The 20269-nt window shown below is 56.6% G+C and carries 23 protein-coding genes; 14 read left to right on the top strand and 9 right to left on the bottom strand.

Translation table 11 applies throughout. The features are described 5' to 3' along the window. Window positions 1-18: 18 nt before the first annotated feature. Window positions 19-780, bottom strand: coding sequence for a hypothetical protein (locus SCARR_RS24140; RefSeq protein ID WP_136064484.1), 762 nt, complete (start codon window positions 778-780; stop codon window positions 19-21). A gap of 193 nt (window positions 781-973) precedes the next feature. Here SCARR_RS24140 and guaB point away from each other — a divergent pair, with 193 nt between their 5' ends. The 4 genes from guaB to SCARR_RS24125 are packed head-to-tail and all read left to right on the top strand — an operon-like array spanning window position 974 to window position 4900. Continuing rightward, window positions 974-2461: an IMP dehydrogenase gene (gene guaB, locus SCARR_RS24135; protein WP_136064482.1), complete on the top strand. Its 1488-nt coding sequence runs from the start codon at window positions 974-976 to the stop codon at window positions 2459-2461. A 5-nt stretch (window positions 2462-2466) separates the two neighbouring features. Beyond that, window positions 2467-2607, top strand: a complete 141-nt coding sequence (locus SCARR_RS28425) for a hypothetical protein (protein WP_168433573.1) — start codon at window positions 2467-2469, stop codon at window positions 2605-2607. Window positions 2608-2614: 7 nt separating this feature from the next. Next, window positions 2615-4231 carry an NAD+ synthase gene (locus tag SCARR_RS24130; RefSeq protein WP_136064480.1) on the top strand — a complete coding sequence of 539 codons (1617 nt, stop codon included), beginning with the start codon at window positions 2615-2617 and terminating at the stop codon, window positions 4229-4231. A gap of 39 nt (window positions 4232-4270) precedes the next feature. Then, entirely contained in the window at window positions 4271-4900 is a 630-nt protein-coding gene (locus tag SCARR_RS24125; protein ID WP_168433572.1) for a SprT family zinc-dependent metalloprotease, read from the top strand. A gap of 2 nt (window positions 4901-4902) precedes the next feature. Here SCARR_RS24125 and SCARR_RS24120 read toward each other — a convergent pair whose 3' ends face one another. From SCARR_RS24120 to SCARR_RS24100, 5 genes are all read right to left on the bottom strand, one after another. Further along, entirely contained in the window at window positions 4903-6066 is a 1164-nt protein-coding gene (locus SCARR_RS24120) for a HEAT repeat domain-containing protein (protein ID WP_136064478.1), read from the bottom strand. Between the two features lie 18 nt (window positions 6067-6084). Continuing rightward, window positions 6085-6840, bottom strand: coding sequence for a HEAT repeat domain-containing protein (locus SCARR_RS24115; protein WP_136064476.1), 756 nt, complete (start codon window positions 6838-6840; stop codon window positions 6085-6087). Between the two features lie 13 nt (window positions 6841-6853). After that, the gene (locus SCARR_RS24110) at window positions 6854-8149 is read right to left on the bottom strand and encodes a Gfo/Idh/MocA family protein (RefSeq protein WP_136064474.1); all 1296 of its coding nucleotides are present in this window, start codon (window positions 8147-8149) and stop codon (window positions 6854-6856) included. A 67-nt stretch (window positions 8150-8216) separates the two neighbouring features. Continuing rightward, on the bottom strand, window positions 8217-9326 hold the full coding sequence (locus SCARR_RS24105; RefSeq protein ID WP_136064472.1) for a glycerate kinase: 1110 nt from the start codon (window positions 9324-9326) through the stop codon (window positions 8217-8219). Then, entirely contained in the window at window positions 9323-10270 is a 948-nt protein-coding gene (locus tag SCARR_RS24100) for a LacI family DNA-binding transcriptional regulator (protein ID WP_136064470.1), read from the bottom strand. Before SCARR_RS24100 ends, SCARR_RS24105 begins: the two co-directional genes overlap by 4 nt. A gap of 153 nt (window positions 10271-10423) precedes the next feature. On the opposite strand from SCARR_RS24100, the gene SCARR_RS24095 reads away from it, so the two are divergent. The 9 genes from SCARR_RS24095 to larE all read left to right on the top strand — a co-directional run bounded on the left by SCARR_RS24095 (window position 10424) and on the right by larE (window position 17312). Next, a complete protein-coding gene (locus SCARR_RS24095) occupies window positions 10424-11050 on the top strand; it encodes a MotA/TolQ/ExbB proton channel family protein (RefSeq protein ID WP_168433571.1) in 627 nt (208 codons plus the stop codon). A gap of 14 nt (window positions 11051-11064) precedes the next feature. Further along, a complete protein-coding gene (locus tag SCARR_RS24090) occupies window positions 11065-11877 on the top strand; it encodes a GxxExxY protein (RefSeq protein ID WP_136064466.1) in 813 nt (270 codons plus the stop codon). A 24-nt stretch (window positions 11878-11901) separates the two neighbouring features. Beyond that, window positions 11902-12309, top strand: a complete 408-nt coding sequence (locus SCARR_RS24085) for an ExbD/TolR family protein (RefSeq protein ID WP_136064464.1) — start codon at window positions 11902-11904, stop codon at window positions 12307-12309. After that, a complete protein-coding gene (locus SCARR_RS24080; protein ID WP_136064462.1) occupies window positions 12288-12977 on the top strand; it encodes an energy transducer TonB in 690 nt (229 codons plus the stop codon). The genes SCARR_RS24085 and SCARR_RS24080 overlap by 22 nt, the downstream gene beginning before the upstream one ends. Continuing rightward, window positions 12970-13827, top strand: coding sequence for an ABC transporter substrate-binding protein (locus SCARR_RS24075; protein WP_136064460.1), 858 nt, complete (start codon window positions 12970-12972; stop codon window positions 13825-13827). The genes SCARR_RS24080 and SCARR_RS24075 overlap by 8 nt, the downstream gene beginning before the upstream one ends. 3 nt (window positions 13828-13830) lie before the next feature. Continuing rightward, window positions 13831-14604 (top strand): GxxExxY protein, encoded by a 774-nt coding sequence (locus SCARR_RS24070; RefSeq protein WP_136064458.1) that lies wholly within the window; start codon window positions 13831-13833, stop codon window positions 14602-14604. A gap of 14 nt (window positions 14605-14618) precedes the next feature. Beyond that, entirely contained in the window at window positions 14619-15407 is a 789-nt protein-coding gene (locus SCARR_RS24065; protein WP_136064456.1) for an ABC transporter ATP-binding protein, read from the top strand. Then, window positions 15404-16381, top strand: coding sequence for a FecCD family ABC transporter permease (locus tag SCARR_RS24060; protein ID WP_136064454.1), 978 nt, complete (start codon window positions 15404-15406; stop codon window positions 16379-16381). Before SCARR_RS24065 ends, SCARR_RS24060 begins: the two co-directional genes overlap by 4 nt. Window positions 16382-16520: 139 nt before the next feature. Continuing rightward, entirely contained in the window at window positions 16521-17312 is a 792-nt protein-coding gene (larE, locus tag SCARR_RS24055) for an ATP-dependent sacrificial sulfur transferase LarE (protein ID WP_136064452.1), read from the top strand. A gap of 240 nt (window positions 17313-17552) precedes the next feature. Here the strand turns inward: larE and SCARR_RS24050 are convergent, their stop codons facing one another. The 3 genes from SCARR_RS24050 to SCARR_RS24040 all read right to left on the bottom strand — a co-directional run bounded on the left by SCARR_RS24050 (window position 17553) and on the right by SCARR_RS24040 (window position 19486). After that, window positions 17553-18245, bottom strand: coding sequence for a histidine phosphatase family protein (locus SCARR_RS24050; protein WP_136064450.1), 693 nt, complete (start codon window positions 18243-18245; stop codon window positions 17553-17555). Next, entirely contained in the window at window positions 18238-18843 is a 606-nt protein-coding gene (gene can / locus SCARR_RS24045) for a carbonate dehydratase (RefSeq protein ID WP_136064769.1), read from the bottom strand. Before can ends, SCARR_RS24050 begins: the two co-directional genes overlap by 8 nt. A gap of 61 nt (window positions 18844-18904) precedes the next feature. Then, a complete protein-coding gene (locus SCARR_RS24040; RefSeq protein WP_136064448.1) occupies window positions 18905-19486 on the bottom strand; it encodes a hypothetical protein in 582 nt (193 codons plus the stop codon). 194 nt (window positions 19487-19680) lie between these two features. On the opposite strand from SCARR_RS24040, the gene SCARR_RS24035 reads away from it, so the two are divergent. Beyond that, window positions 19681-20205, top strand: coding sequence for a tRNA (cytidine(34)-2'-O)-methyltransferase (locus SCARR_RS24035; protein WP_222846431.1), 525 nt, complete (start codon window positions 19681-19683; stop codon window positions 20203-20205). The last annotated feature ends 64 nt before the right edge of the window (window positions 20206-20269 follow it).

The raw sequence follows: 20269 nt of genomic DNA, 5'->3' as shown, positions 1-20269 counted from the left end.
AGCCGGGACGACAAACCTTTACTTCGCCGCCGACCCGCGAATATTATCGATGACCGACAAGCCCAATTGATCCCTGGGTGCTTTGAAGCCCAGGCTCACACGTGGACTGTTCCAGATCGAAGCCGTTCTTTTGTCTTTGGTCTCATCGGTGAACTTTTGAGTGGCGATCACCTTACCGGCGGCAGTCTTAATTTCCGCCGTCGACTCGAACAAATCGGGCTCACCCCCCTTCTTGATGGTCAGCACAAAACGGAACCAATCTGAAATGGCCACATCGTCGCCAGTCGGACGGGCAACAATGTCCTGCGCCGGAATTTCAACCGCCGCCCAGTCCGGCAGATCGCCGACCAGCCGCCAGTTGCCGTTGGTCTGCGCCTCCAGCCGAACCTCCCACCGGGATTTGTCGGCCAGCGCAGCATCGCCGATGAGCACGGACAGCACCGGCCGGTTTTTGACCAGTTCCACCGAGGTAATGGCCACTTTAAAATCAAACTCCACCTTCAGCGTCTCGCCCGGCATCCAGCGGACCGGCTCGCCGGAAACGCTTCGCAGCTCAACCTCAGGAGCCTGCAGCACCAGTGCCTTGTCGCCGAGGGCATCAGTCCGCCCGACGGCATCCATCACCGAAAACGCGGAAGAGTCCTTCACATTTTTATAGACATTCCAACCAAACTGCCCGTCCAACGGCCCTTCGTTGTAGTCGTTGAAATTGTATTCCACCGCTGACGCAGCCGCGGTCGCCATGCACGCCGCAGCAATAATCTGAATCCGTTTAACCATCTTTCGCTCCCGTTCCTTTCTTGCTTAAAACCAGTCCATAAGACCAGCTCAGAGGCTCTATGGCTACTTTTTACCGCCCCCGTCAAGCGTTGCACCCACCGAATCCGTTGATTCCTGCAGCAATCTAGCAATACGGCGCTTGACTCGCCCGCGCTATATTAACAAAATATGCCGGCAAATAAGGATGCAAGATATGAGCCAGAACCAATACATTAATGATTTTATGAAAACCTTCCCCCACGAAGGGCTTACTTTTGACGACGTCTCCCTCATTACGCAGTATGCCGACTTCCTCCCGGGCGATACCGAAATCGGCTCCAACCTGACCCGAAACGTGGCTGTGAAGATCCCTTTTCTCAGTGCGGCGATGGATACCGTGACTGAAGCGCACATGGCTATTTCGATGGCGATGATGGGAGGCATTGGGGTTATTCACAAAAATCTCGACCCCGAAGAGCAGGCCCTGCAGGTCAGCCGGGTCAAGCATCACCTCAATGGACTTATTTCCGCCCCAATCACCGTTAACGTCAACGACACCCTCGAAAGCATTGCCATCCGCCGCGCGGAAAAAGGCTACAGCTTCAGCGGATTCCCGATTCTCGACGACGAAGGAAAACTGATCGGCATCCTGACGTCCAAGGATATCCGCTTCGCCCGCTCCAAACGCGCGACCGTCACCGACATCATGACCTCTAACGTCATAACGGCCAAGCCCGACACCAACCTGCGACAGGCGTACGACATTATGCAGCAGCACAAGATCGGCAAGCTGCCCCTGCTCGACAACACCAACAAGCTCGTCGGCCTATACAGCTACGCCGATGTCCGCCGTCTCGTCGAAAACGAAGAACCGCTCTTCAACCGCGACGACAAGCACCGCCTGCGTGTTGCCGCCGGCATTGGCCCCGGCGACTATGAGCGCGCTGAAGTCCTGAATGAAAACGAAGTCGATGTGCTCGTGGTCGACACCGCACACGGCCACTCTAAAGGCGTGATCGACATGGTCGCATGGGTTAAGAACAAATTCCCCCACATCGACGTCATCGGAGGCAACATTGCCACCGGCGAAGCCGCCCTCGCCCTGCGCGACGCCGGCGCAGACGCCGTTAAGGTCGGAATCGGCCCCGGCTCCATCTGCACCACCCGCGTCGTGGCCGGCGTCGGCATTCCCCAGATTTCCGCCATCTACGCGGCCGCCAGCGCCCTCAAGGGCGACATCCCCGTTATTGCCGACGGCGGCATCCGCAACTCCGGCGACATTGCCAAGGCGCTCGTCGCTGGAGCCGACACCGTTATGATGGGTTCCGTCCTGGCCGGCACCGAAGAAAGCCCCGGTGAAAAGATTATTTTTGAAGGGCGGCAATTCGTGGTCTACCGCGGCATGGGCAGCTTGGATGCCATGAAATCGCGCGAAGGCAGCCGCCAGCGCTATGGACTGAGCAGCAACGACGACCTCGTCCCGCAGGGCATCGAAGGCATGGTTCCGTTTGCCGGCACCGTGAGCAAAGTGATGAAGCAATACTGCGGCGGCCTGCAGGCCAGCCTCGGCTACTGCGGCGCCAGGAACATTGCCGCCCTCAAGAAAAAAGGCCAATTCGTTCGCGTGTCCGGCGCAGGAGCAATCGAAGCCCACGCCCACGACATCAAGATTACCAAGGAAGCGCCGAACTATCGCCGTTAACCGATATGAAAAAACTTATATCAACCTTACTGGCCACGGGCTTGTTCATGATTCTTCTGAATGGCTGCATGGCGGCCAAGGTAGCCAAAGTCCCGGTAAAAGCCGGCAAAAAGGCCGCCGGAGGCGCAGTCAAAGCGGTTAAATAGGACCTGAATGAAAGCAGCTCTTGTTCAAATGAACCCCACCGTTGGCGCGCTTGCGGCCAACACCGACCTCATTATTTCCAAGACATGGGAAGCCTTTGAAGAAGGCGCACAGCTGATCGTGTTTCCCGAACTCGCGGTTTCCGGCTATCCGCCGGAAGACCTGATCCTCAAAGACCACTTTTGCGCCGACTGCGAAGCACAGCTCCAGCGGCTCAAGCAGGAGCTCCCGCCCGAGGCCTGCGTGGTCGTCGGGGCGCCCCTCTCCAAAAACGGGAAAAAGTACAATGCCGCCGTTGTGTTCCAATCTTCTGGAATCACCGCAACCTACTGCAAAATGCTGTTGCCCAACTATGGCGTATTCGATGAAAAAAGGCTTTTCGAGGCCGGAACAGAACCCTGTTTTTTTGAAATCGAAGGCCAAACCGCCGCCATTCATATATGCGAGGACTCCTGGGAGCCGGAAGGCGCGGCCGTCGAATCCCTTAAAGGAACCGGCATCGACCTGCTGATCAACCTTTCGGCCTCGCCCTACTACCGGGGCAAACTCAACGACCGCATCGATGTTCTGGCGCAAACCGCCCGCAAACTCGGCGCCGCCCTGCTCTACTGCAATTTGGCTGGAGGCCAAGACGAACTGGTCTTTGATGGCGCCAGCATGGTTTTTGCTCCCGACGGCGCCCGCCTCGCCCGCGCCAAGCAGTTTGAAGAAGACATTCTTTATCATGATGCATCACGCCTCACGGATCACGCCTCACGAAAAGAAGCCCCGCTCCCTGACTTAGAAGAGGTCTACGAAGCGCTGAAGCTCGGGCTGAAGGACTATGTCGCCAAGATCGGCTTCAAGCGCGTCGTCGTGGCCCTCAGCGGAGGGATCGACTCCGCCCTCGTGCTGGCCATCGCCGTCGACGCCCTCGGCAAGGACCGCGTCGCTGCCGTCACTATGCCCTCGCAATATTCCTCTGACGGAACACTGGGCGACGCTCACGAAATGGCAAAGATTCTCGATGTCGAGTTCCACGAAATTGCGATCAAGGAACTCTACGGCGCCTTCGAAGGAGAGCTCTCCAAGGTTTGGGGCGCAAGCAAGACGCCCGGTCTCGCCGAGGAAAACCTGCAGGCGCGCATCCGCGGGAATCTGATCATGGCCCTCTCCAACGAATATGGCTGGCTGGTGCTCACCACCGGCAACAAGAGCGAGATGGCCATGGGCTACTGCACCCTCTACGGCGACATGGCCGGTGGGTACGCCCTCATCAAGGATGTGCCGAAAACCCTGGTGTTTGACCTCTGCCGCTGGCGCAACGAACAGGGCGCAACGCCCGTCATCCCGCCGAGCATCATCGATCGCCCGCCTTCCGCCGAACTGCGCGCCGACCAGAAAGACACCGATTCGCTTCCGCCCTACGAAGTGCTCGACCCCATTCTGGAAGACTATGTCGAAAACGACCTTGGCATCGGCGGCCTGATCGCCAACGGCTACGACGAGGCCATCGTCCGGCGCGTGGTGCATGCCGTAGAGCTGAGCGAGTATAAACGGCGTCAATCCCCGCCCGGCGTAAAAATTACGCACCGCTCCTTCGACCGCGACCGCCGCATGCCGATCGTCAACCGCTACCGCAACTGATTCCGGCCTTGCGGAATAAGCAGACGCAACGCAACCGCTATGCTCAGCAAAACCGACCAACTCCGCGCCCGCTTTGCCCCCGATGACTCGGTGCGCTTCAAATACCGCCGCCAAACCGTGGCGGGCATTCTGGCTCGCACCAATCCAAAACGTGCGGTGGTACGGGTGGACGGCGAGGAGTTTTCTGTCCCCTATGAACTGCTGGATCCACCCCCGGGCATTGCCGAAGAGCGCGTGCAACGGATGGAGTCCATTCTGAAAACGGCGCTTGAGCTTGTGACCGGGCATGGCCTGAAAAAATGGCGCTTTAAGTTCGACCACTCCACCCGGCGCGCGGGTTGCTGCAACTATCGCGACAAAACCATTTCCATTGCATTCAGCCTGGCTCAAGCGGGATCGGACGAGGACATTCGCGACACCATCCTCCACGAAATCGCCCACGCCCTAGTTGGGAAAAGGCACAACCACGATGCCGTGTGGAAAGCGAAAGCGATGGAGATCGGCTGCACGGGCGAACGCACCCACCGGCTCCAGTTTGCCCCGCCGCGCTGGAGCGTTACATGCGAAAACCGCTGCTGGACCCATACGGCCCAACAGCGGAATTCGAGGCTGGTTTGCCGGAAATGCGGAGGAAAACTGATCTATTCCCCCTACACCATTCCTGCCTGATTCTATTTTTTAATTTTATCAAGCGTTGCCTGCAGCGCTTCTTTTTCTTCAGGCCGGCGACAGGTATCAATCGCTTTCTGGATGTCCGCCGGTTTGATTAGCCAAAGGCGCGCCCCTGCATAGAGACGGGACACACCACGCATCAGCGTCACATGGTTCGCCAGCGACATGGAATCATCTGACGCCAACTCCAGCATGGTCGGGATACCATTCACATCTTGCCACCCACCCAGCAGCTTCACCGCTTGTTTCTGCAGTTGTTCATCGGGCGAGTTGCACCCTTGGACAATCGGCTGAAGCGCTTCCTTGCTTCCGGTTTGGACGAGTGCCTGCAAAATATTCGCCTGACTGCGCGGGGAAGTTCCCTCCATTTGCACAACGAGAATTTCGACCGCCCTGGCCTGCTCGGTCGAACGGCGCATAATCTCGACAATGGCCTTCAGAATATCGCGCGAACTCGACGATGCTTCCCTGGCAATCATCAGACTGGTCAGCTGTTCGAGGTTCGAGACGTTGCCAATCAGTCCGATAGCACCTACAGCCGCCGTGGAAACCGCAAGATTGTCCTCCGCAGCAAACACGAAAAACTGCGGCACCAAATCCTGACGACCCCGCATGGCCAAAGCATCAATCGCCGCAGCCCGCCGGGCGTCATCGCCCTTCTTGGCCGCTGCAGTTTCCAGAATGGCATCAACGCCTTCGGCATTGAGCACGCCCAACGCCTTGCGCGCCTCCGCTGTGCCGGAGTTCAGCAGTGCCGTAGCAGAGTCCGCGGTGCCGATGCACGCCAGCGTCAGCGCCGCCGCATCCCGTCGAGGTGCGTCCTCGCTCATAAGCAAAGGCTCCACTGCTCTAGCATAGGCTCGGTTGCCGCTGAACTGAATCACGCCAAGCGCTTGGACCTGCAAGGCCGGAGGAAGCGAATCAAGATTCGAAACAACCACATCGTAGAGCTTGGGGTCTTTGCGCTGCAAAGCGCCTTCAATCACCGCAGTCTGCAACGCCGGGTTGCCGGATGCCATCGCATCGGCGGCCCGTTGCTGGATGGTTAATGCTTCTTGCCGGCCTCCAGACAAATTGGTGCAACTACACAGAAGTACAGCAACCAGAGATATAGCGGTCGGAATTAGGAATCTTGTTGTATTCAAACGGATAAATTCACGCATGTTTTTTCTCCTCAATAGCTATTTCTGCTCGGCAGCGTCCTGTACAAGCAACAAACCAAGCAATGCCGAAGCTTGCACTTCGCTGGATTCGGATGGCGCGTAAAGCATTTCAAATACATTTTCACGGCCTGACTGAAGGAGCGCGGCATTCAGTTGCGTCAGCCGAAATCCAGTTTCTTTTGCGCGTTGCGTCGCTAAGGCGCGAATTCCTTCATCTTCGTTCAAACGGCCGAGCGCCTTGACCGCGGCGTTGAAAACCAGCAGATCCGGACTGCCTGCGTACGGAGCAACGAGTTGGGATGCGCCTGCTTCCTTGCGCTCACCCAAGGCCTCGATCAGCCCGGCGGTTTCGCGTGCACTGCGGGCCTTCCGCATTTTGAGCTGCGCGGTCAAGGCCTGCCCGGCTTCGGGCGATGGATTGACCGCAAGCGCCTGGCGGGCATCGTCGGCGACATGCGGGTCGCTGGAGCCATACATCGTCACTAGCGTCGGAACGGACTCCGCCCCGCCGATGCGCTGCAGGTTCCGCAGCAGCTGGCTGGCCACCGCCGGAGGCGGGCTCTTTTTCAGGGCGCTGCACATTTCGAGACAGATGGATTTCCGCTCATCTTCCGCTCCGGGGCGCCCCGCATTGGAGCATGCGGCCAGCAGATCGAGCTGCGCCTGGGTTTGCACTTCCAAGTTCGCGGCCGAGAGCTTTGGCACCAGTTCCTGGATGGAGGCCTGCGCCATGGACGCGGCAAACAATATCGAGAGTAGGATTTTTTTTGTCATGATAACCTTTCGACTAAAGGGTGTAGGGTGCGCGGCGAGGACGATCGAGCCATTTCGAGGCTTGGGCGTCGCCTATGATTTGTTCGGTGGCCGGATCCCACTTGATCGTGCGGTTCAACCGCTCGGAGATCGCGCTCAGGTGGCAAATGCTCGCCGTGCGGTGCCCAATCTCCACATCGGCAATCGTGCGCTTGCGGGTCCGGATGCTGTCGAGAAAGTTGTTGTGGTGGCTCGTCGTTGCACGCAAATGCACGTCCGAAGGCGACAACGGCCGGTTCTTCAACTCGGCCGGATCGGACTTCAGGTCGCCTCCGCGCCCAACGCCGATCGCGCCTTTGTCGCCATAGAACTCGATCATGGAGTTGAATTTCCGCTTCGGATAGTCGCGGTAGACAATGGGTCCGTCATCGTATTTATAGCCTTGGCAGCCGGACTCGTCGTAGCCGCGCGGGAAAAAGAATCCGGGACCGGAATGGTCCATGCCCAGGGCAAACTGAATAATATCGAAGTGGTGCGCGCCCCAGTCGCCGTTCTTGCGGGAACCGTATTCCCAATACGAACGCCAGCCGCCGCTATAGTTACCTTCGACCCGCTTATAGTTGTACGGATACCACGGCGTCGGGCCGAGCCAGCGGTCATAGTCGAACCCTTCCGGAATCGACTCTTCCGGCAGCGCCTTGCCATCGGGGAAGCGGCCAAGGTTGGCGTAGATGGTGTGCACGTTGCCGATCCAGCCGTTGCGGACCATTTCAACCGCCTTACCGAAGGAATATTCGGAACGTTGCTGGCTGCCCACCTGCAGAACCGCGCCGTAGCGCCGAACAGCATCGGAAAGAATCCGGCCTTCCTTGATGGTCAAGCTCATCGGCTTTTCAACATAGACATCTTTGCCGGAGCGAACCGCATCCAGCGAAATCGGGACATGCCAGTGGTCGGGCGTAACCACGAAACAGGCGTCGATATCGCCGCGCTCCATGATTTTCTCATGCTCGTTGTAGCAGCCGCAGCCTTTGTCGCCATATGTGGCGTTTACCCGGTCGCGCGCTTGTTCGCGTTTCTTCTTGTCCACGTCGCATACGGCAAGAATCTGGACTTCTTTACGGCCCAGCATGTTGCTGAAGTGCCCCTTCATCATCTTGCCGAATCCAACCATGCCAAATGTGATTCGTTCGCTCGGCGCCGTAAAGCCGCCGAAGCCCATCGCACTGGCGGGAATAATGGTTGGAGCCGCAACGGCCGCCGTTGCGCCCACTGCAGAGCTGCGCAGCATGCTTCTGCGCGAAATCGAGGAAACCTTCTTCTTAGTCATAGAACCACCCTTTCGTAGGTATGCAATTTACGAGGGTAGAGTTTATAAAACAAAGGGACAGCTCTTTCTAGTACGTCCTGCCTAACTGCTTGTACAGAATCCGCATCACGTTTTTTACAACAAAAGCCAGATCCTCTGGGGCATGGGCGATGCAGGCCTCGAGCGAGGTGTGACCGGCGGAAATGCTGAAGGCATAGTCGAACACATCAAGAAACGGGTTCAGCTCGCCCTGCAGCGCGCCGGAAAGCAGCAGCGTTTTAGCGCCCCGGTCGCGGGCCAGCCCGGCTAGTACGGAACAGAGCTTGCCCGAGGCCGTCTGCCCGTCGGTGCGCCCCTCGCCGGTAATGAGCAGATCCGCCCCCTCCAGCGCCGCCGGCAAACCGACGGTTTCCGCAATCAGGTTTGCGCCGGAAACAATCTCGGCCCCGCAAAACGCGCGGAGCCCGTAGCCGAGCCCGCCCGCCGCGCCATCGCCGGGCGCGCCCTCAACGTCGGCAAGCTTCCAAAGATTGGCAAGCCCCGCATCGAGCTGTTCAATCATTTCGGGCGTTGCGCCCTTTTGCGGACCAAATACCGCCGCCGCGCCGTTTGGGCCGGTGAGCGGATTCGTAACATCGCAGGCCACGCGGATATGCGCGTTTCCCAACCCTTGGAAAACGCCGGAGCCGTCGATTGAAGCAATATCCGCCAACGCAGTAGCTTCACTGCCGGAGTCATCGAGAAAGCGGTACCCAAGGGCGCGCGCCATGCCAACGCCTCCATCAACCGTAGCGCTGCCGCCAATGCCCATCACAATCGAGGAATGCCCCTCTTCGAGCAGATGCTTCAGCAACTCGCCGGTGCCGTAGGTAGTCGCCTTCATCGGATTGAGCTGCTCCGCCGGCACCAGCTCAATACCGGATGCGGACGCCATTTCCATGATGGCCGTACCGTCGGGCAGCAGGCCGTGCCGCGCAGCGACCGGCTCGCCGAGCGGCCCGCAAACTTCCAAGGACTGGAAGCGGCCTCCTGTCGCCTCCACTACGGCGTCAACCGTTCCTTCGCCTCCGTCGGCCATCGGAAACGTCAGTACCTCGACGTCGGGCTGTTCTTGCAGAATCGCCAGTTTAATGATTTCGCAGACCTTGGAGCTGCGCATGTTTCCCTTGTATGAATCGGGCGCAACCACAATTTTCATGATGAGCTCCTAACAATCAAAGCCCCCTTCAAAAGCTTGTCGCAGGAATCGGCTTGTTCTAACACGACTTGAAAGGCGTACTGCGCCATTTCATCGATCGGCTGACGCACAGTGGTGATGGGCGGAATAAACTGCGAGGCGGAGGGGATATCGTCAAAACCCGTCACAGGGAGCCGACGGCCGGCGTCGTGCAGCACATGCAGCGCGCACATGGCAATAATGTCGGTAGCGCACACCAGAGCAAGCCCCTCTGCATCGCCCTCCAAAATTTCCAGCGTTGCCTGCAGCCCGGCCTCAAACCCGTCCGCCGCCCAAGAATGCTTTTCGATCTCAACCCCATGCGCCTGCGCTGCACGTTTAAAGGCCTGGAAACGGAGCGTATGGCCGAACAGGTTGGAGCCTATAAAAGCGCAACGCCGGCAACCCTTGGAAACAAGATGCCGCAGCAGCTGCTCGGCGGCATCAGCCTCGTCGATGCGGACGCTGGCCTCGTCTGGAGCACCGTGGCCAATGCGCGCCACCGGCATTTGGAGAAATCCTTCGAGCCATTCCGAGCGGGCGGCGGAACCGAGCACCACCAAACCGTCGATAGCGTGCTTGTGCAGAGGCGCGAGGTCGGACGGTTCCGGCTGGCGGCCTTTAAAGCCGGCAAGCACGAGCGAATAGTTCTGCTCGTGCGCCTGCTCCTGCAGCTTTTCAATGATCGCGCCAAAGAACGGATCCCGGAAATCATAGACCACCACGCCGATGGTGCGCGACCCCTTGCCCTTGAGCGTCAGCGCCGCGGCGCTGGGGACATAGCCCATTTCCGAGGAGGCCGCGAGCACCTTTTCAATAGTAGCTTCCGCAATGCCCACGTCCCGCGCCTTGCCCGAAAGAACGCGCGAAACCAACGCAATCGACACCCCCAACCGCTCCGCAATCTGCTTTTGACTCACTGCCATAAATTCACCTCAAATATTTGAGATACTGGTTTTCCGGCAAAATAAAGCAAGTTTTTTGAGCGCGTGAGTGTGCGCCATAGCGCTCGGATGGCGCTTTCCAATCCTTTGAAAAAAATCTATCTTCTCTTTTTCGATCAATTTTGGGGAAAACGAATGATGGAACTTATATACAAGGGTGGCCCGGTCATGTGGCCGCTGCTCGCCTGCTCGGTCGTGGCGCTGGCCATCGTTTTTGAGCGCGCCGTTTTTTGGCTGCTGATTTTGAAGCGCAAGAACCAAAAATTGATCAACCGCATCTTCAGCCTCACCGAAGAAGGCGAGTTTGAAACCGCCATCAAAGAAGGCCAAGCGTCCGACTGCCTCGTGTGCCGCATCCTGACCAATGGCCTCGCCCACCGCAACTATGGCCTCGTCCAATCATTGGAAGGCGCCGCCATGTACGAGATCGAAAAGATGAAGCACCGGCTTTCTGTGCTCGACACCATCATCACCGCCGCCCCCCTGCTCGGCATCCTCGGCACCGTTTCCGGCATCATTATTTCGTTCGACTTGCTCGGCGACGCCGGCATCGAAGATCCCAAAGCCGTCACGGGCGGCATTGCTCAAGCGCTGATCACCACAGCCACGGGGCTTTCCATCGCGATTGTAACCCTGCTCCCCTACAACGCCCTCACCCGCAAGGTCGAAAAAGTCACCCGCCACCTAGAGCAGCTCGTCACCTGCTACGAAGTCACCGTGCTCAAAGGCACCGAACGACAGAAAATAGAACAGAATAATTAGAACAGAATAATCTCATGCCAATTATTTTGCCCCACACCATAGAACCGCTTTCGGAACAGGCTTTTCACAAGCTGGATTATTCCGTCATGGCTCTTGCATTTGAAATGCACAACACTTTGGGCAGGTTCTACAATGAGCAGATCTACAAAAACGAATTATTGCAAAAATGCTTGGCAAGAGGGTTCGAGGCCGAGTGCGAAGCTGAAGTCAAGCTGACTCATCAAGATTACTCCAAAAGCCTTTTTATCGATCTTTTAATTAGCGGCAGCGTGTACGAACTCAAAACAATCAAATCTATACAGAAACCACAACGCATCCAGACGCTGGATTATGTATTTGCGACTAACACCAAACATGGAAAGATCATCAACTTTCGGCCGGTATCCGTTGAACATGAATTTGTATCTACAACGCTTGACCGTGAAGCGAGAACATCGTTGTGCATTCAGGATTCCCGATGGAACACATCTTCGAAGAACGCTCGAAAACTAAAAACAAGGATGATAGATATCATGAATGACTGGGGAGCCTTCTTCGATACACATATATACGAAGAAGCTCTCATTCATTTTCTTGGCGGAGAACAGAAGATTGTTCAATCCGTTGAAATCAAGAACGGCAACCAACTGCTGGGGACTCAAAAATTCACTTGTCTTTCAGAAACGGATATTTTCCTTATAACAGCAGCAAAAGGCGACATCAATCGATATGAAACCCACTTGACCCGGCTACTCTCACACACTCCCTTCGAACAGCTCCATTGGATCAATTTGAATCGTTCAACAATCCAATTCGCCTCGTTGGAAAAGAAATTATTCTGTTCATAATTATTCTGTTACAAAACCGAAGCCATGAGATTGAATTCCGGATATGAAACAAAGAAGGCGCGGGTGGAGATGCTCCCGCTGATCGACGTGGTGTTCCTGCTCCTCGTCTTCTTCATCTATGCCATGGTGTCGATGGTCGTGCACCACGGGCTTAAGATCGACCTGCCAACCGCGGGCACGGCCACAATGGAGCGCGACGACTATATCTCCATCACCATCGATGCCGACAACCACCTGTTTTTAAACAGCGAGCCCGCTGAAGTGGACGGGCTGGCCGAACGCGTCCAGCAGCTGCGCCAAGGACAGCCCAAGCCGGTTTTCATTGAAGGCGACCAAAAGGCCGCCCTCGGCTTGGCGATTGAACTGCTGGACAGCTTGAAAAAAGCCGGTATCGAGGAAGTATCCTTTTCGTGCAAAAAAGAAACTCCATAGTCAACGTGCCGCTGCTGGGCGGGATCGTTCTATCCATCGCGATCCATGTGGCCGCGCTGTACGGCAAAGGCGTCTACACCCCTCCGTCGCCAAAGCTGGAAGCCGGCCAAACCGTTGTGCACCTCACGCTCATGCCGTCGATCGCCAGCCCCGCAGCTGCGCCCGAGCCTGAACCCGTTGAACCCGAACCGCAACCGGAAGAGCCGGCCGAACCCGTTCCAGAGCCCACCGTGGTAGTGCCCGTTCCCGTTGAGCCCGCTCCAATTCCGGTCCCCGAGCCGGTGACGGTTGACCCTCCGTCCATCCCCAAGCCTAAACCGCAGGCCGTGGTTCAAGAAGCCGCAGAGGAATCCGTCGAACAGGACGCGAGTTTGATCGAAAACAAGGGCGTTATTTCCGAAGCCCAGTCCACTGCATCGATCAACCCCGTTTATCCCCGCATCTCGCGCCGCCGGGGAGAGGAAGGCATCGTGACCCTTTCCGTGCAGGTGCTCGCCAACGGCAAGGCAGGGAACATTCAGATAATCCAATCGAGCGGGCACAAGCGGCTAGACGAAGCCGCGTTCAAGGCCGTACAAAAAGCCTCGTTCAATCCCGCAACACAGTTTGGGCGGAACATTGATTCCGAAACCAAACTCTCTTTTACCTTTAGGCTGACCAATGATTAAACGCTGCACATTTCTACTCGCCCTGGCTCTGCTCGCCGGTTGCGGAAAACCTGCGCCGCGCACATTGGACCGCACCCCCGAACGCATCATTTCGATGGCGCCCAACATTACCGAAACCGTCTATGCCCTCGGTCTTGGCAGCAAGCTCGTCGGGGCAACCTCCTACTGCACCTATCCGGAAGCGGCGCGCGACATTCCCCGCATTGGAGGGTTCGGACAGTTTAACTACGAGGCTATCGTTTCCGCCTGCCCCGACCTCGTCATCCTCCACAAAGAATATGAAGCCGAACAGGAACGCCTAAGCAGCCTCGGCATCCCCTTCCTAAAAACCGGGAGCTACTTCATTGCCGACATTCTCCAAACCATCGAGCGCGTCGGGCAGACCTGCGGGGCCGAGCCCGAAGCCGACGCTTTGATCCAAGATCTGCAGAACCGCATGGCCGAGTTGAAAGGCCAACCCACCAACCGTCCCCGCGTGCTGATCACCTTCGGCGGAAGCGCCGGCGGCATGAGCCAAATCCATGCGTTCGGCACCGAATGCATCCACAACGAGCTGCTCGAACTCGCCGGCGGACAAAACGTGATTGAAGGCAAGCTCCCCTTCTCCGTCATTTCCAAAGAAGCCGTCCTTCGCCTCAATCCCGACATCGTCATTGTCCTCGCCCCCGACCTTCAAACCCCCGGCGAGGTTTCCAAGCAATGGAACACCTTCAAAGGCGTCAACGCCATCGAACGCAGCCAAATCCACATCCTCACCGGCAGCTACACCTGCATCCCCGGCCCCCGATTTATCCAAACACTAGAAGACTTCGCTCGCGTGATTAGGCAGAATAATTTTGTGGCAGAATAATTTATGGGAATATTGGTTAAACATCGTGTTTCTGCTCTACCGGAAAAGGCATTTCACCGCCTGGATTATCAGGTCATGGCCTTGGCATTCGACCTGTATAATTCCATTGGCAATCTTTGGGATGAAAATGACTACAAAGCCAAGCTGCTGGAGCGTTGCCTTGCAAGCGGGCTGCATGCCCTTCCTGAAGTTCAAGTAAAAGTAGAATTCAAAGATTTCTGCAAACCCTACTTTATCGATTTGCTTATTGAAGGCGCTGTGTATGAATTAAAAACGGTCGAAGGCATTACCTCGCCAAATGAATCACAAACGCTGAATTACTTGTTTCTAACCAATACCCAGCACGGGAAGATCATCAACTTCAGACCCGACTCATTGGAACGGCGTTTTGTTTCAACAAGCCTAACACTGGATCAGCGACAATCGTTTTTCCTGAAAACAGATGATTGGATCGAAGCCCAGCCTGCCAACCTGCACCTCCCGGACTTACTCGCGGAGCTGTTGAATGAATGGGGTGCATATTTGAATATTCAGCTCTACAAAGAAGCTGTTCTGTTTTTCATGGAACACCCCTCCGAAGATGCAAACACACGTTTTTGTGCAACATCGCCAGACACTCTCCTTCATTTCACCGGGCTTTCGAGAAAAAAGGCCTCCTACGAAAAGAACCTCCAGAAATATCTAAATGCATCCGAGTTCGAACAAATTGATTGGATTAACTTTGATCAAAACGAAATTGAACTATCCTCGCTGAGAAAAAAATTATTCTGCCACTAAATTATTCTGCCTAAATGCCCGACGCCATCATCCAAATTAAAGACCTGTCCATCGACCTTTCGGGAAATGAAATCCTGAAGGGGGTTTCGATGAATATCGGTGCGGGCGAATACATTTCCATCATCGGCCCCAACGGCGCGGGCAAAACCACGCTGGTCAAATGCATTGCAGGAATCTATACCGACTGGCGGGGCGCCATCACCATTGACGGGAAATCCTTCGCCGACCACGGGAGCAAAACGCTGGCCAAACTCCAGAGCTATGTTCCGCAGGCCGAAGGACGCAGCACGCCGTTGACCGTTGAAGAATTTGTGACCATGGGGCGCTACCCCCACCTCTCCGCCTTCACCTCGCTCAAGAGCGAGGACTACGACGCCGTCGGCAAAGCCATTGAAAGCGCAGGACTCACTGAATTCCGGCACCGCAAACTCAATACGCTCAGCGGCGGCGAACGGCAAATGGCCTTCATTGCGGCCGCGCTGGCGCAGGAAACCAAAATCCTGCTGCTCGACGAGCCTTCGACCTTTCTCGACTACCGCCACCAGGCCAACGTGGCCGCCCTGCTGAAAAAGTCGTGCCGCGAAAACGGCATCACCGTCGTGGCGGTGCATCACGACATCAACACCGCCACTTCCAGCAGCGATCGGTTGTATGCCATCAAAGACGGCGCCATCGCATTCAGCGGCACGCCCGCAGAAACCGCCGACAGCGCTCTGCTGGGAAGCATCTACGGCACCGAATTCCGCTGCACCCCCTCCCCCGACCGCCCCCTCCCTTACGTCATCTCGGGAGGTGCGCTGTGAAGAAGCCGATCCTTCCGCTCTTGATTCTGTTCCTATTGGCAGGCGTGGCGCTGTTCGTCAGCCCGCTGTTTGGGATGAAGTTTATTCCGTACAACGCCGCCGGACAGGAACGCGACATCCTGCTGAACATTCGCGTGCCGCGCGTACTGTGCGCCTTTATGGCCGGAGCCATGCTATCGCTGAGCGGCATGTCGTTTCAGGCGCTCTTCCGCAATCCTTTGGCGACGCCGTTCACGCTCGGCGTTTCCAGCGGCGCGGCGCTGGGCGCATCCATCTTCATCCGGCTCGGATTAACCTTTTCCTTTCTGGGGATCTCCGGCACTTCGCTAGCGGCGTTTGGCGGCGCCTTGCTTTCGGTGTGGCTGGTCTATGGCCTAACCAAACTCAAGGGTGGATTTTCCACGCCCACCCTGCTGCTCGCAGGCATCGCCATCAGCTTTTTCTTTTCCAGCCTGATCCTCTTCATTCAATATGTTAGCGGCCTGACGCACTCCTTCCGCATTGTCCATTGGATGATGGGCACCGTCGCCACGGCCGACTTCGGCAAACTGCTCAACCTGCTGCCCTTCTTTGGAATCGGAAGCCTGTTGCTTGCCTTCCTCCATCGCGAGATGAACCTGTTCATGGTGGGCGAAGACATTGCCGTGAGCCGGGGCGTCAACGTGGGGTTGGTTAAGAAGCTAATCTTCCTGGCCTCGTCGCTGATGGTGGGCGGCGTGGTAGCCGTCTGCGGACCAATCGGTTTCGTGGGCATGATGTCGCCGCACATCTGCCGCATGCTCGTTGGAGCGGACCACCGCTATCTCATGCCGGCGTCGCTCCTCTTCGGGGGACTCTTCCTCGCCTTTTGCGACACGCTGTCGCGCACGCTGATCGCCCCCGCCGAAATCCCCGTCGGAGTCCTCACCGCCCTGCTCGGCGGCCCCTTCTTCATCTGGCTCCTCCTCAACCGCAAGGGCGATCTCGAACTGTAAAGACAGGATTATTGAATGACAGGATCATTTCCAATTCAGGACTGATGAGGAAAATTATTCTGCCACCTAATTATTCTGCCCAATTCCCCAGTAAAATTAGTGCTGATTCGTTCGGCGTAGTGGTCTACTATCTGGCCCCATGAATACGATTGACGAAAAAGAGCAGATGCTGCTCGACGAGCTGAGATCCTATGGCGCCATAGCGGTGGCCTATTCCGGCGGAGTCGATTCCACCTATCTCGCCGATTGCGCAAACGAAGTGCTGGGCCAAAATGCGATGATGGTCATCGCCGATTCGCCCTCCATCCCGCGCGAAGAGCTGCAGCAGGCAGTCGATATGGCCACCGAACGCGGCTGGCACTTGCGCGTCATCCAAACCGGCGAGCACCTCAAGGAGGAATACCTCCAAAATAAGGGCGACCGCTGCTTCCACTGCAAAAACGAGCTGTTCACCAAGATGGAAACCATACTTTCGGAATTTGGCGACATCGTGCTCGCCCACGGCGCCATCGAGGACGACAAAGGCGATATCCGCCCCGGAACGCAGGCGGCCGCCAACCATTGCGTCGTCGCGCCGTTGCAGAATGCCGGACTGTTTAAGAAGGAGATTCGCATCCTCAGCGAGCGGCGTGGGCTTCCAACCGCCGGGAAAGCGTCGTTCGCCTGTCTCGGCTCGCGCTTTCCCACCGGCACCCGCATCGACCTCGAAGCCATGACCCAGGTGGAAAAGGCGGAAGCGATCCTTCAGGCGCGCGGCTATTCGCAATACCGCGTCCGGCACCACGACGACCTCTGTCGCATCGAGATCGACCAGGCCGACTTTGAAAAGCTGATGAACGAAAGGATCGAGCTCGTGGCGGCCATCAAAAAGACCGGCTACAAATTCGTCACGCTCGACCTCAGCGGCTACACCATGGGCTCAAGCGCCTAGTAATATCCAGCACAAGCCTTCCCCTGAGGAAAAGGCAAACGGCGCGAAGCACCGTTCTACGTAGCACGGTGCTCTGCGCCGTGTTTCTGCCATGAAGAATTTGCCTCGAAGACCATTAGTTGTATGCGCCAAAATCGGCAGCAACCATTGCCTCTAAGTGTAGCGAAGGCTTCTCTGCTTGCAACTCGCCCCCTTCGGGAGGCACGCACTACAACACCCACAAATCGGCGTCGAGCACAATCATGGGAGAAGGTCCTCACCCCAGGAATCCGTTTCAGGCTCGGTCAGATCGCCTCGGATTTTGGCCACATTCCGAATGCCGGAAAAGATTTCGTCCACACTCTTTTTCGAGGCAATTGGAAGCCCCTTGGGGATTAGCGCCCGGAGCTCGGCGGTGTCGAAATATTTCAGCATGCGGTGCTGCGCGGTTTCGATGCCGTCAAATTCGCATTGCAGAAGCAGCAGCGGATCACCGTGCGAGACGAGGATGATTTTCCGGCCGGCGTGTTCGGTTTCCAAGGATTGGACCACGGAAAACATGCGCTTGCGGACAGCGCCCGCACTCTCGACCCCGCCGGTGGTGTGCTCGGCATTCAATGCGTCGTTCATCCAAGCCTTGGAATAGCTCGAATGCGTTGCGCCTTCGTACTCGCCAAAAAAGCGTTCGCGCAGCCGGATATCGAACTGCACCTCGGCTACGCCCAAGGCGGCGCGCAGAATTTCCGCCGTTTCGGCCGCCCGTTTGAAGTCGGAGGAGAAAATGAGGGTATCGGCACCGAAGCCCTCGGCCTTGCCCGCAGTGGCCGCCGCTTGGCGGCGCCCCTTCTCTGTCAGGCCGTATTGCTTCGTGCCAACGGCGGGATCGCTGATTACAATTCCTTTGACGTTCGCCATGCTTTCGCCGTGGCGGCAGGCATAGTATTCGTTAAGCATCGGCGGAAGTGACCGTAACGTTCATATCTTTGAGGATGCCGTCTTCAAGGCGGTAGATCCAGCCGTGCACGGCTAGTTCCTGCCCGCGCTTCCAAGCCTTTCGGACAATCGTGGTATGGCTGACATTGGACACCTGCTCGATCACGTTGAGTTCGCACAAGCGGTCTTTTCGCGCGGTTGGATCGGTTATGCCGTCCAATTCTCCTGCGTGGAAACGGTAGATGTCGCGGATGTGCCGCAGCCAGTTGTCGATGAGTCCGTGCTCCTCTGTATCGAGCGAGGCCGCAATGCCGCCGCACCCGTAGTGGCCGCATACAATGATGTGCTTCACCTTCAGCACCTCAACCGCATACTGGACGACGGACAAGCAGTTGAGGTCGGTATGCACCACCACATTGGCAATGTTGCGGTGCACAAACACCTCGCCCGGAGGGAGGTCCACAATGGCGTCGGCGGAAACCCGGCTGTCGGCGCACCCGATCCAAAGATATTCGGGGTTTTGCTGTTTAGAAAGTTTTTCAAAAAAGCCCGGCTGCTCTTTTTCAATCCGGCCCGCCCATTTGCGGTTGTTTTCCATCAATCGCTTCAGTGCATCCATCATTGCCTCGCAGGTTGTGGTCTAATGTTCCGGTCGCTGGTAAAAAAACCAGCGAAGCCGCTCACTCGGAAGGAGCGTCAGCCTCGGACTTTTCTTGGGGTTCGGCGACCGGCTCTTCTGGAAGTTCGGCCATGGGTTCAGCTCCGGCAATGGAGTAGTCGTCGGCCGAAATCGGTCGCACGGCCGTAGCACTGAGCTGAATAGTGCCTTTACGAATGCGCACGGGTCTTCCGTACGCCACCAGCATGTCGCCTGCATCAGCCAACGACTTCAGATAACTGATACTCGTGGGTTTTTCCACCTTCCAACCGACGGCAAACACACCCTCGCCCTCGGCCTCAAGCTGATAAGAACGCCCACCACCATGGTCTTTCCAATCAAAATTGCGATGCTCCACCAGAAAGGCGACACTCACCTCGCGTTCTGATTCCCTAAACTCAATCTCTTTGATAATCCCAGCCCAAGCCACTTCGGTTTGATAGAGCGACTGGAAATCCTTGCGGACATCATCCGGGCTGACGTCAAGCCACGCCCGGGCATACGCCTCTTTCTCGTTACCGGATTTGGGGCGGTATGCACCGTTCCGAGTTGTGGAGCATCCAACCAAGGCCAAAACCGCCAAACATGCCACTTGTTTAATCATCGAATATTCCTCGCCGTTTAATTCCAAATTTCAAGGACTGTAACGATTCGGAACTCGCTCCGCAACGCCGCACTTCCATGCATTGCTCATTTTACAACCCTACGGGCTGAGGATGGACTGATTAGTGGCCGGCCCTGCAGTTTTTCGCATCTCAGGCTTCACGCGCCCGTCTGCTTTGCTATTGTGTTTGGCTTATGAAAAAAAACGAACAAATGCGGCATTCGGAGCGCAAGCGGGTGGAACTGGAGTTTCAGTGGCCGGACGCCCCGTTCAACATTGTGCTGGTTGAGCCGTCGATTCCGCCCAATACCGGCAACATTTCGCGCCTCTGCGCCGCCACCGGCACCGCGCTGCACCTCATTGAGCCTCTCGGCTTCGACCTTTCCGAAAAGCAGCTGCGCCGCGCCGGCCTCGATTATTGGGATTCTGTAAATCTCACGGTCTATCCCGACTTCGACACGTTTCTTGAGAAAAACCCCTCGGACCGAAAGTTTTTTTTCAGCACCGCCGGAAGCCGTAATTTTCAGGAAGCCGCATTTCAGCCTAACGACTATTTCATCTTTGGAAACGAAACCTTCGGACTGCCCGACGAAATGCTTGCCGCACACTCGGAATCCATCCTGAACATCCCCATCAAGCTTGACTGCGTGCGATCGCTCAATTTGTCAAATTGCGCAGCGATCGTGCTTTACGAAGCCTTGCGACAAATTAATAGATGATTTTTGAACGCGCATTAATTTTTGCGGTCATATAACGCATAAATACATAACAAGGAGAAACCCG

It is taken from the genome of Pontiella sulfatireligans, assembly GCF_900890705.1.
Taxonomy (GTDB): Bacteria; Verrucomicrobiota; Kiritimatiellia; order Kiritimatiellales; family Pontiellaceae; genus Pontiella; species Pontiella sulfatireligans.
Note: the sequence above shows the minus strand (reverse complement) of the source record. Positions and strands in the feature narration are given on the sequence as shown.

What these genes read in the sequence shown, in the direction of transcription:
- SCARR_RS24040 (WP_136064448.1), bottom strand. Translation starts at nt 19,486, where the DNA reads ATGATTAAACAAGTGGCATGTTTGGCGGTTTTGGCCTTGGTTGGATGC.
- SCARR_RS24115 (WP_136064476.1), bottom strand. Translation starts at nt 6,840, where the DNA reads ATGACAAAAAAAATCCTACTCTCGATATTGTTTGCCGCGTCCATGGCG.
- SCARR_RS24065 (WP_136064456.1), top strand. Translation starts at nt 14,619, where the DNA reads ATGCCCGACGCCATCATCCAAATTAAAGACCTGTCCATCGACCTTTCG.
- SCARR_RS24095 (WP_168433571.1), top strand. Translation starts at nt 10,424, where the DNA reads ATGATGGAACTTATATACAAGGGTGGCCCGGTCATGTGGCCGCTGCTC.
- SCARR_RS24125 (WP_168433572.1), top strand. Translation starts at nt 4,271, where the DNA reads ATGCTCAGCAAAACCGACCAACTCCGCGCCCGCTTTGCCCCCGATGAC.
- larE (WP_136064452.1), top strand. Translation starts at nt 16,521, where the DNA reads ATGAATACGATTGACGAAAAAGAGCAGATGCTGCTCGACGAGCTGAGA.
- SCARR_RS24105 (WP_136064472.1), bottom strand. Translation starts at nt 9,326, where the DNA reads ATGAAAATTGTGGTTGCGCCCGATTCATACAAGGGAAACATGCGCAGC.
- SCARR_RS24090 (WP_136064466.1), top strand. Translation starts at nt 11,065, where the DNA reads ATGCCAATTATTTTGCCCCACACCATAGAACCGCTTTCGGAACAGGCT.
- SCARR_RS24130 (WP_136064480.1), top strand. Translation starts at nt 2,615, where the DNA reads ATGAAAGCAGCTCTTGTTCAAATGAACCCCACCGTTGGCGCGCTTGCG.
- can (WP_136064769.1), bottom strand. Translation starts at nt 18,843, where the DNA reads ATGGATGCACTGAAGCGATTGATGGAAAACAACCGCAAATGGGCGGGC.
- guaB (WP_136064482.1), top strand. Translation starts at nt 974, where the DNA reads ATGAGCCAGAACCAATACATTAATGATTTTATGAAAACCTTCCCCCAC.
- SCARR_RS24035 (WP_222846431.1), top strand. Translation starts at nt 19,681, where the DNA reads ATGAAAAAAAACGAACAAATGCGGCATTCGGAGCGCAAGCGGGTGGAA.
- SCARR_RS24100 (WP_136064470.1), bottom strand. Translation starts at nt 10,270, where the DNA reads ATGGCAGTGAGTCAAAAGCAGATTGCGGAGCGGTTGGGGGTGTCGATT.
- SCARR_RS24075 (WP_136064460.1), top strand. Translation starts at nt 12,970, where the DNA reads ATGATTAAACGCTGCACATTTCTACTCGCCCTGGCTCTGCTCGCCGGT.
- SCARR_RS24110 (WP_136064474.1), bottom strand. Translation starts at nt 8,149, where the DNA reads ATGACTAAGAAGAAGGTTTCCTCGATTTCGCGCAGAAGCATGCTGCGC.
- SCARR_RS24050 (WP_136064450.1), bottom strand. Translation starts at nt 18,245, where the DNA reads ATGCTTAACGAATACTATGCCTGCCGCCACGGCGAAAGCATGGCGAAC.
- SCARR_RS24070 (WP_136064458.1), top strand. Translation starts at nt 13,831, where the DNA reads ATGGGAATATTGGTTAAACATCGTGTTTCTGCTCTACCGGAAAAGGCA.
- SCARR_RS28425 (WP_168433573.1), top strand. Translation starts at nt 2,467, where the DNA reads ATGAAAAAACTTATATCAACCTTACTGGCCACGGGCTTGTTCATGATT.
- SCARR_RS24085 (WP_136064464.1), top strand. Translation starts at nt 11,902, where the DNA reads ATGAGATTGAATTCCGGATATGAAACAAAGAAGGCGCGGGTGGAGATG.
- SCARR_RS24120 (WP_136064478.1), bottom strand. Translation starts at nt 6,066, where the DNA reads ATGCGTGAATTTATCCGTTTGAATACAACAAGATTCCTAATTCCGACC.
- SCARR_RS24140 (WP_136064484.1), bottom strand. Translation starts at nt 780, where the DNA reads ATGGTTAAACGGATTCAGATTATTGCTGCGGCGTGCATGGCGACCGCG.